This is a genomic window from Streptomyces sp. NPDC057474 (assembly GCF_042802555.1).
Taxonomy (GTDB): Bacteria; Actinomycetota; Actinomycetes; order Streptomycetales; family Streptomycetaceae; genus Streptomyces.
In genome coordinates, this window is record NZ_JBHVDX010000018.1 from 68,311 (window position 1) to 77,297 (window position 8,987).

The 8,987-nt window shown below is 70.9% G+C and carries 7 protein-coding genes and 2 pseudogenes; 4 read left to right on the top strand and 5 right to left on the bottom strand.

The genetic code is table 11. The annotated features are described in order from the left end of the window. Positions 1 to 206: 206 nt before the first annotated feature. From ACFU53_RS07940 to ACFU53_RS07960, 5 genes and pseudogenes are all read right to left on the bottom strand, one after another. Positions 207 to 566 (bottom strand): ANTAR domain-containing protein, encoded by a 360-nt coding sequence (locus tag ACFU53_RS07940; RefSeq protein WP_383987346.1) that lies wholly within the window; start codon positions 564 to 566, stop codon positions 207 to 209. A gap of 40 nt (positions 567 to 606) precedes the next feature. Continuing rightward, positions 607 to 962, bottom strand: a pseudogene (locus tag ACFU53_RS07945) (PRC-barrel domain-containing protein). A 224-nt stretch (positions 963 to 1,186) separates the two neighbouring features. Continuing rightward, the gene (locus tag ACFU53_RS07950) at positions 1,187 to 1,465 is read right to left on the bottom strand and encodes a hypothetical protein (RefSeq protein ID WP_383987349.1); all 279 of its coding nucleotides are present in this window, start codon (positions 1,463 to 1,465) and stop codon (positions 1,187 to 1,189) included. A gap of 865 nt (positions 1,466 to 2,330) precedes the next feature. Continuing rightward, positions 2,331 to 2,561, bottom strand: a pseudogene (locus tag ACFU53_RS07955) (ribonuclease BN); the annotation flags it as partial. Positions 2,562 to 2,678: 117 nt separating this feature from the next. Continuing rightward, on the bottom strand, positions 2,679 to 2,903 hold the full coding sequence (locus ACFU53_RS07960) for a heavy-metal-associated domain-containing protein (RefSeq protein ID WP_383987351.1): 225 nt from the start codon (positions 2,901 to 2,903) through the stop codon (positions 2,679 to 2,681). Between the two features lie 204 nt (positions 2,904 to 3,107). Here ACFU53_RS07960 and ACFU53_RS07965 point away from each other — a divergent pair, with 204 nt between their 5' ends. The 4 genes from ACFU53_RS07965 to ACFU53_RS07980 all read left to right on the top strand — a co-directional run bounded on the left by ACFU53_RS07965 (position 3,108) and on the right by ACFU53_RS07980 (position 8,936). Further along, positions 3,108 to 4,916 carry a methylmalonyl-CoA mutase family protein gene (locus ACFU53_RS07965; RefSeq protein ID WP_383987354.1) on the top strand — a complete coding sequence of 603 codons (1,809 nt, stop codon included), beginning with the start codon at positions 3,108 to 3,110 and terminating at the stop codon, positions 4,914 to 4,916. Further along, positions 4,916 to 7,099, top strand: a complete 2,184-nt coding sequence (scpA, locus tag ACFU53_RS07970; protein ID WP_383987357.1) for a methylmalonyl-CoA mutase — start codon at positions 4,916 to 4,918, stop codon at positions 7,097 to 7,099. Before ACFU53_RS07965 ends, scpA begins: the two co-directional genes overlap by 1 nt. After that, the gene (gene meaB / locus ACFU53_RS07975; protein ID WP_383987360.1) at positions 7,096 to 8,094 is read left to right on the top strand and encodes a methylmalonyl Co-A mutase-associated GTPase MeaB; all 999 of its coding nucleotides are present in this window, start codon (positions 7,096 to 7,098) and stop codon (positions 8,092 to 8,094) included. Before scpA ends, meaB begins: the two co-directional genes overlap by 4 nt. A 329-nt stretch (positions 8,095 to 8,423) precedes the next feature. Continuing rightward, the gene (locus ACFU53_RS07980) at positions 8,424 to 8,936 is read left to right on the top strand and encodes a hypothetical protein (protein ID WP_383987363.1); all 513 of its coding nucleotides are present in this window, start codon (positions 8,424 to 8,426) and stop codon (positions 8,934 to 8,936) included. The last annotated feature ends 51 nt before the right edge of the window (positions 8,937 to 8,987 follow it).

Sequence of the window (8,987 nt, forward strand, 5' to 3'; positions counted from 1 at the left end):
GCCGTCCGGCAGGGCGGCGAGGGGGCGGCCGTCGCTGCTCCCCAGCGCGAAGCAGTGATCAGGCAGGACGGACGAGGAACGACTTGACCGGTGTTTGGGATCCCGACGCTGGCTACCAGACAGACGCGTCCGACGGCCGTCCTGGACGAAGGCACCGGAGAGTTGCGCCTGCAGCTCCCGGTACCGTCCGCCGGGCACCTAGGCCGTCATCTCCGGTCCGCCTCGCGGAGGCGCCACAGTGCTCGGCGCAGCTCGCGCTGTATCGGTTCCGGGAGCGTCCGGTCCTTCGTCGTGGCGACCAGAGCGGCAGCCACGTCCCGGAGCTTGATGTTGCAGTGCTGCGACACGCCCACCAGCAGGTCCCAGGCTCTCTCACTGGAACACGGCGCCAGGGCCATCACCATGCCGCGCGCCTGGTCGATCGCCGCTCGGCTCTCCATCGCTCGCCCCAACTGCTGGTTGCTGGCGCGCAGTTCGACGACCTCGGCCAGCAGAGCCGCATCCCCCGCTGAAGGCGCAGTCCTCAACAACCGCTGTTCCACACGGGGCGGGGTCACCTGGTGCATGGTCCGTACCTCACAGAGCAGTCATCCCGTCCATAGTTGATCAGCGACGCGCCAGTTGCCGTTCCCCGGCCGCACCGGACTTGTAGGCCAGTCCGTAGTGCTTGAAGATCGCTTCCTCCTGCTCGGCGGGCAGCACGTCGTCGGTGCCGATCGAAGGGGCCTGCTTCACCAACGTTCTGACATAGCCGACCCTGAGATAGTCCGGCCCGACGATCGCGTTCTCTATGGGGACGAAGACCAGACGGTGCCGGGTGGGCAGTCCGGTCCGTACGGTGGCCATGGCCGGCTCATCGGTGGTGGTGTCCACATAGACCGCCTCAAGGACACGATCTTGCGCGACTCGGCGTCAACGACATCGCGGTTGCGCCATTCTCGGACGTCGGCTGTGTGAATCATGGTCTCTCCCTACCTGGACGACCTGCCTGGGGATCGTGAGTCGCACCCCTGGTCTTGCGTGGGAAATCGCCGCAGCGCACGACGCGGCGCGATGACCACGGCCGGCGTTCGCCCGCCGCAGCTGATCGTTCCCGGCTCGCAGTGCGAGCATCCTGTGCCGCATGCGCGTTCCTCCATGCGGCCTCGGCCCGCAGAGCCCGCCGCGCCTCGGGCCACTTCACGGGTCACCCGCGGCGTTCGCGGTCCCGCCGGTCCTCGCGCCTCCAGCGCGCCCGGTGCTGACGGCTGTAGCGGCGGTCCCAGCGTTCCCGACGATTCCGGCGCTCCTGGTAGTCCCGGTAGTCCCCGAAATCGGAGCTGCCGCTACGGCTCCGGCCTCCGCCACGATCTCGGCCGTGGCGGGTGGCGCCGTAGACCAGCACCGCCGCGGCCACCCACCAGATGGGATCGGAGGAGCCGAAGCCGAACAGGACCGCGATGAGGATGAGGAGCAGGACGAACATGGTGGGCCTCCCCGGGAGCAGGACACAGCATCGATACCGGGGACTGGGGCCTCACCCCACAGCGTAGCCCTGCTCAGAGGTTGCGGATACCGTGCGACGTCAATGCGTCCTGCCTTGCGTGGATGGCTGCTTGACACCTGTCGGGGAACTGCCGCAAGGGCTAGCGTGCGACATGCCGCCCCTGCCCCCGGCAGCGTCGCACCGCCAGCGCGCTCCCCAGGGGGCCACACCCTGCGCATCGGCGCCGGAACCCGCCGCGTCAGAGCGAGACCGTTCCCGCACGCGTCCATCGTCACGTGATCCAGGCGTGTCCCCGATGTGCTCCAAGCGGGCATCGATCTGCTGCCCGCCGCGGCTCCGAGCGGGAACTCGGCGAGCGCGTCGAGCGGCACGTTCCCTCGGAGCAGCGGCCGTCCCCGAGGCCCACGAGCACTACGTGACGCAATGGAGCGCCGACCAGGAGCAGTTCGTCGAATCACCGCAGCAGTCCGTACCGCTGGGGACGCACTGCCGCGTGCCTGGTAGGGGACCGCGTCTTCCCCATCGGCGAGCAGTTCGAGGACCAGATCACCGCCCTGTCCGTCCACCACGCCCACTACGCCCGGGGCTGCCACAGCGTGCACGCAGCACAGCCCGCGGCCAGAGCGGAACCGAGGAAATGCGGGAGGCAATAGTCGGAACCCGAAGCCTCTTCGAGGCGCTGGTCACCGAACAGCAGGGCTCCCCATCCCGGCCCCGTCCGCCGTTCCCCGACGACCGAGGCCGCGCGCCGTGGGCACTGACACGACGCCACGCGAAGGGACACGGCGCTCACCGGCTCGACGTGTGTCGGCTGCGGTGGCACGACCGATTGCGGGGCCACGTCTCACCTGCGCCGTTTCAGTGCGTGTGCCACGCGTGGGAGCTCTTCGTACAGCAGTCGGCCGACCAGCGCCCCGCCGAAGACGACTACACCCACGCCGACCAGCCAGGACTGGATGACCAGGACGGTTCCGACGGGGCCGTAGGTGACGGCGTTGGATGCGATCAACGGCGAGAAGACGAGCCGGGAGAAGACCCTCAGACCGAGCAGCCCGATCACGGTGGCCACGGCGCCGTCCCCCTCCCACCCCGCCGCCGATCTCCGGCTTGACGGGACCTCACACGGGTGGGGGGACCGGTTCATTGCCGTGTTCAGGCAACGTGCCCGCGCCTTCCCTTCCAGCCTTCCGGCTCAGGCCGCGACCTGCCGTACGACCTCCGCGACCTCGTAGCCCGCCTCGACGATCGCCGCGCGGACGGCCGTGTCGTCGACCGTCTCCCCGCGTACGGTCACCAGGCCGGCCCGTACGTCGACATCGACCTCGGTGACGCCGGACACCGCTACGACCTCCTCGGTGACGCTCACGGCGCAGTGGCCGCAGCTCATGCCGGACACGGTGAAGTACTTCTCGGCCATGGGGTCGCTCCTGTCCTCGGTCGGCCCGGTGACAGTGCCTCAGGGGGCGCACGGGCCGCGTGGCACGAGGTACGGCGCGCGGTCCCACCACGTTCAGCCAGGACCCGGCAGGTGACCCGCTCGGATTCAAGGTCGTCCCGGAGAGGGCAAGGTCACAGCCGTGCCCCCTGCTGCTCCTTTGTGCATCTGGCCTAGCATCCGAGCATGACGGTCCTGCCTGACGACGGGCTTGAGCTGGCCGCCGAGTTCCCTGACGCAACCCACGAGCAGTGGCAGCGCCTCGTTGCGGGCGTGCTGCGCAAGTCGGGCAAGGACGTCGAGGGCGCTCAGGCCGAGGAAGCCCTGTCCACCGCGCTGGAGGACGGGTTGCGCACCCGTCCTCTCTACACCGCGCACGACACCGCGCCCAGTTCCGGTTTCCCCGGCTTCGCGCCCTTCGTACGAGGAGGCCGGGCCGCGGGCAACACCGTCGGCGGCTGGGACGTACGCCAGCGGCACACGGCGGCGGACGGGGACGCCGTGCTCGCGGATCTGGAGAACGGCGTCACCTCCCTGTGGCTGGTGCTCGGCGGGGCCGACTTCCCGGTGTCGTCGCTCGGCCGGGTCCTCGACGGCGTCCTTCTCGATCTCGCGCCGGTCGTCCTAGACGCGGGCGCCGAGGTCGAGCCCGCCGCACGGGAGTTGCTGCGGCTGTACGCCGAACGGGGTGTCGCCAAGGAGGCGGCGCGCGGCAACCTGGGCGCGGATCCCCTCGGCCACGAGGCCCGTACCGGACAGACGTACGACTTCGCGCCCGTGGCCGGCCTGGCCCGGCTGTGCGCGCAGGAGTACCCGGGGCTGCGGGCCCTGACCGTGGACGCCCTGCCGTACCACGAGGCGGGCGGCTCGGCCGCGCAGGAGCTGGGTGCCTCGCTCGCGACCGGTGTCGCGTATCTGCGCGAGCTGACCGGGGCCGGGCTGAGCGTCGAACAGGCCTGTGCGCAGCTGGAGTTCCGTTACGCGGCGACCGCCGACCAGTTCCTGACGATCGCCAAGCTGCGGGCCGCGCGCCGGCTCTGGGCCCGGGTGGCCGAGGTGTGCGGGGTGCCCGCCGCCGGGGCGCAGACGCAAGCCGCGGTGACCTCGCCGGTGATGATGACGCGCCGCGACCCGTGGGTGAACATGCTGCGCACGACCATCGCCACACTGGCCGCCGGGACGGGCGGCGCCGACTCCGTCACCGTGCTGCCCTTCGACCACTCGCTCGGCCTGCCGGACGCGTTCGCCCGGCGCATCGCCCGCAACACCTCCACGATCCTCATCGAGGAGTCCCACCTCTCCCGGGTGATCGACCCGGCGGGCGGCTCCTGGTACGTGGAACGGCTGACGGACGAACTCGCCCACGCGGGCTGGGAGTTCTTCCAGTGGATCGAGCGGATCGGCGGCCACGCGACCGCCCTGCGCTCGGGACGTCTCGGCCAGGACCTCGCCAACACGTGGGAAGCCCGGAGCAACAAGCTCGCCAAACGCCGCGAACCGGTCACCGGGGTCAGCGAGTTCCCGCATCTGGCCGAGAAGCCGGTCGTCCGCCGACCCGCGCCCGAGCCGCCGTCCGGCGGGCTCCCCCGTGTCAGCCGCGACGAGGCGTACGAGGCGCTGCGGGCCCGCTCGGACGCCCACCTCGCCGCGACGGGCTCCCGGCCCCGGATCCACCTGGCCTCCCTCGGCCCCGCAGCCGCCCACACCGCCCGTACGACCTTCGCCGCCAACCTCTTCCAGGCGGGCGGCATCGAACCGGTCACCGAGGGCACGTTCGAGGAGAGCGGCGCCACCGAGGTGTGCGTGTGCTCCAGCGACGCGCTGTACGAGGAGCGGGCCGCGACCGTGGCGGCCGGGCTGAAGGCGGCCGGCGCCTCGCACGTGTTCCTCGCCGGCCGTCCCGGGCAGTACACCGATGTCGACGGTTTCGTCTTCGCGGGCTGCGACGCCGTGGCCGTGCTGTCCGCGACCCTCGACCGCATGGGAGTGTCCTGATGACTGTCCCCTCCGTCCCCGACTTCTCCGGGATCGAGCTGGGTTCCCCGGCCCTCGACGGCGGCGCCGACGACTGGCGTAGGGCGGTCAAGAAGGCGGCCGGCGGTGACGACCTGCTGTGGGAGACCCCGGAGGGCATCCCGGTCAAGCCGCTGTACACCGGGCAGGACCTGGAGGGCCTGGACTTCCTGGGCACCTACCCGGGCATGGCCCCGTATCTGCGCGGCCCGTACCCGACGATGTACGTCAACCAGCCCTGGACGATCCGCCAGTACGCGGGCTTCTCCACCGCCGAGGAGTCGAACGCCTTCTACCGGCGCAACCTGGCGGCCGGCCAGAAGGGCCTGTCCGTCGCCTTCGACCTGCCCACCCACCGGGGCTACGACAGCGACCACCCGCGGGTGACGGGTGACGTCGGCATGGCGGGCGTGGCGATCGACTCGATCCTCGACATGCGGCAGCTCTTCGACGGCATCCCGCTGGACCGGATGAGCGTGTCGATGACGATGAACGGCGCCGTGCTGCCCGTGCTGGCGCTGTACATCGTGGCGGCCGAGGAGCAGGGCGTGCCGGCTTCGATGCTGGCCGGGACCATCCAGAACGACATCCTCAAGGAGTTCATGGTCCGCAACACCTACATCTACCCGCCGAAGCCGTCGATGCGGATCATCTCCGACATCTTCGCCTTCACCTCGCAGCACATGCCCCGCTACAACTCCATCTCCATCTCCGGGTACCACATCCAGGAGGCGGGCGCGACGGCCGACCTGGAGCTGGCGTACACGCTCGCGGACGGCGTGGAGTACATCCGGGCGGGCCGGGAGGCGGGCCTGGACGTGGACGCGTTCGCGCCCCGGTTGTCCTTCTTCTGGGCGATCGGCATGAACTTCTTCATGGAGGTCGCCAAGCTGCGCGCGGCCCGCCTGCTGTGGGCGAAGCTGGTGAGGCAGTTCGACCCGCAGAACTCCAAGTCCCTCTCCCTGCGCACCCATTCGCAGACCTCCGGCTGGTCGCTGACCGCGCAGGACGTCTTCAACAACGTGACCCGTACCTGCGTGGAGGCGATGGCGGCCACCCAGGGCCACACCCAGTCGCTGCACACCAACGCCCTCGACGAGGCCCTCGCCCTGCCCACCGACTTCTCGGCGCGCATCGCCCGCAACACCCAGCTCCTCATCCAGCAGGAGTCCGGCACGACCCGGGTCATCGACCCGTGGGGCGGCAGCGCGTACGTCGAGAAGCTGACGTACGACCTCGCCCGCCGCGCCTGGCGGCACATCCAGGAGGTCGAGCAGGCGGGCGGCATGGCCCAGGCCATCGACGCGGGCATCCCCAAGCTGCGTGTGGAGGAGGCGGCGGCCCGTACCCAGGCCCGCATCGACTCGGGGCGCCAGCCGGTCATCGGCGTCAACAAGTACCGCGTGGAGACCGACGAGCAGATCGACGTCCTCAAGGTCGACAACTCCTCCGTCCGCACCCAGCAGATCGAGAAGTTGCGGCGGCTGCGCGCGGAGCGCGACGAGCGGACCTGCCAGGACTCGCTGGACGCGCTCACGCGGGCCGCCGGCGGCGAGGGCAACCTGCTGGAGCTGGCCGTGAACGCGGCCCGCGCCAAGGCCACCGTCGGCGAGATCTCCGACGCCCTGGAGAAGGTGTACGGCCGGCACGCGAGCCAGATCCGTACGATCTCCGGCGTGTACCGCAACGAAGCAGGCGACTCCCCGTCCGTGGAGCGCACCCGTAGCCTGGTCGGCGACTTCGCCGAGGCGGAGGGCCGCCGGCCACGCATCCTGGTCGCCAAGATGGGCCAGGACGGCCACGACCGGGGCCAGAAGGTCATCGCGACCGCCTTCGCCGACCTCGGCTTCGACGTGGACGTCGGCCCGCTGTTCCAGACCCCGGCCGAGGTGGCCCGCCAGGCCGTCGAGGCGGACGTGCACATCGTCGGGGTGTCGTCGCTGGCCGCCGGGCACCTCACCCTCGTACCGGCGCTCAAGGAGCAGCTGGCCGAGGAGGGGCGCGAGGACATCATGATCGTGGTCGGCGGGGTGATCCCGCCGCAGGACGTGCCCACGCTGCTGGAGATGGGCGCGGCGGCCGTCTTCCCGCCCGGGACGGTGATCCCGGACGCGGCGCATGACCTGGTGAAGCGGCTGTCGGACGACCTCGGGCACGACCTGTGATCGATGTCGACGCCTATGCCAAGGGCGTCCTCGACGGGAAGCGGGCGATCATCGCCCGCGCCATCACCCTCGTCGAGTCCACCCGGCCCCAGCACCGGGCGTCGGCCCAGGAGTTGCTGACCGAGCTGCTGCCGCACAGCGGCCGGGCCCGGCGGATCGGGGTCAGCGGGGTGCCGGGCGTGGGCAAGTCGACGTTCATCGACGCGTTCGGCACGATGCTGACCTCGCTCGGGTACCGGGTGGCGGTGCTGGCGGTGGACCCGTCGTCGAGCCGTACGGGCGGCTCGATCCTCGGTGACAAGACCCGGATGGAGCGCCTGGCCGTGGATCCGGCGGCCTTCGTACGCCCCTCCCCCACGGCCGGCACGCTCGGCGGGGTCGCCAAGGCCACCCGCGAGTCGATCGTGGTGATGGAGGCGGCCGGCTACGACGTGGTGCTCGTGGAGACGGTCGGCGTCGGCCAGTCCGAGACGGCCGTCGCCAACATGGTCGACTCCTTCCTCCTCCTCACCCTCGCCCGCACCGGCGATCAGCTGCAGGGCATCAAGAAGGGCGTCCTGGAGCTGGCCGACGTCCTCGCCGTCAACAAGGCGGACGGCCCGCACGAGCGCGACGCCCGCACGGCGGCCCGTGAGCTGGCGGGCGCCCTGCGCCTCATGCATCCGACGGACGCGGCGTGGACGCCGCCGGTGCTGAGCTGCAGCGCCCGCGAGTCCACCGGCCTGGACGCGGTCTGGGAGGGCCTGGAGCAGCACCGCACGCTCCTCGACTCCACCGGCCGCCTCGCCGCCAAGCGCCGCGACCAGCAGGTCGACTGGACCTGGTCCATGGTCCGCGACGAACTCCTCGGCCGGCTGCGCACCCATCCCGGCGTCCGGTCCCTCGCACCCGGCCTCGAACAACAGGTCAGGTACGGCGAGTTGACGGCCACGCTGGCCGCCGAGCGCATTCTGGAGGCGTTCGGGGACTCCGTGTGGTCCCGGGACTCCGCATAGGCTGATCACGCGGTTGGCCCACCCCGTCCACCAGACGGACGCCTCGCAAGAGGGAACCGGAGGAATCCGGGACTGCCCCGCAGCCACGAGTGGGAACGACCGACTCGTGCGCGGAGCCCCCACCGCGATCGCGGCGGCCCGGGCCACCGGATACTGATCCGTCACCTGGCCGAAGCGGTCCGGCCGACTGCTGCCGGGCCCCCGGTTCACCCGGCTGAGCGCCCCGAGTGGTGGAGGACTGCGATCCGGCTGACGGTGGATCACGTCGGAGCCGGGTCAAGTCAGCTGACGAAGCACCAGCTGCCCGGCTGTGGCGGAAGGACCATCAGATGCGTTCTGCTCGCATGCTTCTCGCTACGGCGGCGGCCACCGCCGTCCTCGCCATCACCGCGCCCGGCGCCTATGCCGACGGTGACAAGTGGGACCACGAGGACAACGGCTACAGCAAGGAGCACCACAAGGACAGCAGCCACGACGGACCGCGTGGCGGGGTTCACGCGGGTGGCGGTGCGCTGACCTCGCTGAACAACGGGGAGGAGTGGAACTCCGGGCAGGCCGAGCCCACGAAGGAGGCCTGGAAGGACGACCAGGACAAGGAGTCCTGGAAGGACGAGAACGACAAGGAGTCGTGGAAGGGCGAGCAGGACAAGGGCTCCTGGAAGGACAAGCAGGAAGAGGGGTCCTGGAAGGGCGACCACCACAAGCCCAGCGGCGGTGTCCACACCGGTGGCGGCGCGCTCGCCTCGCCGGCGGTGACCGCGGGTGGGATGGCCGTCCTCGCGGTGGCCGGTACGGGCATGTACGCCCTGCGGCGCAGGAAGACCGCCGGAAGCGTGGCCTGAGCCCATGCCGGGCGTGATACCTGGCGCGATAGCGGCCGGGCCGCCACACCG

What these genes read in the sequence shown, in the direction of transcription:
- ACFU53_RS07940 (WP_383987346.1), bottom strand. Translation starts at nt 566, where the DNA reads ATGCACCAGGTGACCCCGCCCCGTGTGGAACAGCGGTTGTTGAGGACT.
- ACFU53_RS07950 (WP_383987349.1), bottom strand. Translation starts at nt 1,465, where the DNA reads ATGTTCGTCCTGCTCCTCATCCTCATCGCGGTCCTGTTCGGCTTCGGC.
- ACFU53_RS07960 (WP_383987351.1), bottom strand. Translation starts at nt 2,903, where the DNA reads ATGGCCGAGAAGTACTTCACCGTGTCCGGCATGAGCTGCGGCCACTGC.
- ACFU53_RS07965 (WP_383987354.1), top strand. Translation starts at nt 3,108, where the DNA reads ATGACGGTCCTGCCTGACGACGGGCTTGAGCTGGCCGCCGAGTTCCCT.
- scpA (WP_383987357.1), top strand. Translation starts at nt 4,916, where the DNA reads ATGACTGTCCCCTCCGTCCCCGACTTCTCCGGGATCGAGCTGGGTTCC.
- ACFU53_RS07980 (WP_383987363.1), top strand. Translation starts at nt 8,424, where the DNA reads ATGCGTTCTGCTCGCATGCTTCTCGCTACGGCGGCGGCCACCGCCGTC.